At 37.9% G+C, this 1,082-nt stretch carries 2 protein-coding genes; one reads left to right on the top strand and one right to left on the bottom strand.

Features of this window, described 5'->3' with window-relative positions; genetic code table 11:
• Positions 1–480 (bottom strand): DJ-1/PfpI family protein (locus RXX31_RS24640; RefSeq protein ID WP_317592207.1); only part of this gene is annotated, 480 nt, incomplete at its 3' end.
• 116 nt (positions 481–596) lie between these two features.
• On the opposite strand from RXX31_RS24640, the gene RXX31_RS24645 reads away from it, so the two are divergent.
• Positions 597–1,082 (top strand): cysteine hydrolase family protein (locus RXX31_RS24645; RefSeq protein WP_317592208.1); only part of this gene is annotated, 486 nt, incomplete at its 3' end.

Here is a 1,082-nt window from a genome sequence, read left to right on the forward strand (position 1 = left end):
CAGTTCAAACCCGAGATCCAGCCACGACATCATACCGCCCGCCGTCACTATGTCACCGTGATCGATCAATATCTTATTGCTGTTAAGAGGAATCTCCGTAAACATTCTGGTAAATGTTTCTGCTAACGCCCAATGGGTTGTCACTTCTCTTTTACCAAGCAAGTTCGTTGCGGCCAGAATAAATACCCCAGCGCAAGCAGATGATAGAACTGTACCTTTGGAATACTGCTTTCTAAGCCATTCAATAAGTTTGGTGTCAGGTGCTAAGTAATAATCGTCTATTGAAGCTGGCGGTAGCAAAACAACGGTAAAACTATCCTCTATCAACTCTTTATGCGAAATAATGACTGGTTCAAATAAGACCTCAATCCCTTGTTCTCGACAAACTCTGCTTGCAAGCAAAAACATCTCTTCAAGACCAAAAACCGCAGACTTCAATACTGAAGGATACTCACAAATTCCAATGGATATTTTTGTCATACGACTCTCTATATGTCGGTTTTTGCCCTTTTTATGTCATTTTAATCACTAAAAAGACTACAGCAAGTTGCTCATAATTTTCCTATACAAAAAGTTAAAACAACAGGAGATCAAAAATGAACAGAACTGCATTACTTATAATTGATATACAAAATGATTACTTCCCTAAAGGTAAGCTCCCATTATGGAACACAGATAAGATCCTGATAAACATTAAAGAATTAATTGCTAAAGCTAACCAACAGCATGTTCCGGTATTTCTTATCCAACACGTATCTTCGGCTCCTAAGGGAATGGCACCTTTCTTTGAAAAAGGTAGTGAAGGAGCGAATATCCACCCAGAAATAATCGCGATATGCCCTAATGCAGAGGTCATACAGAAACAGCATGCAGATAGCTTTTATCAAACTCATTTAGAGAAATCACTGGAAAAATTTGATATTGATGAATTACTGATATGCGGGATGATGACACAAAATTGCGTTACACATACTGCTATATCAAAGAAAGCAGAAAAATATAAAGTTTCAATTATTGAAGACTGTTGCACAACTACAGATGCGATGATTCATAAAATTGCTTTGAATGCAGCATCACCTCGC

It is taken from the genome of Vibrio sp. EA2, from assembly GCF_033042495.1.
Classification (GTDB): Bacteria; Pseudomonadota; Gammaproteobacteria; order Enterobacterales; family Vibrionaceae; genus Vibrio.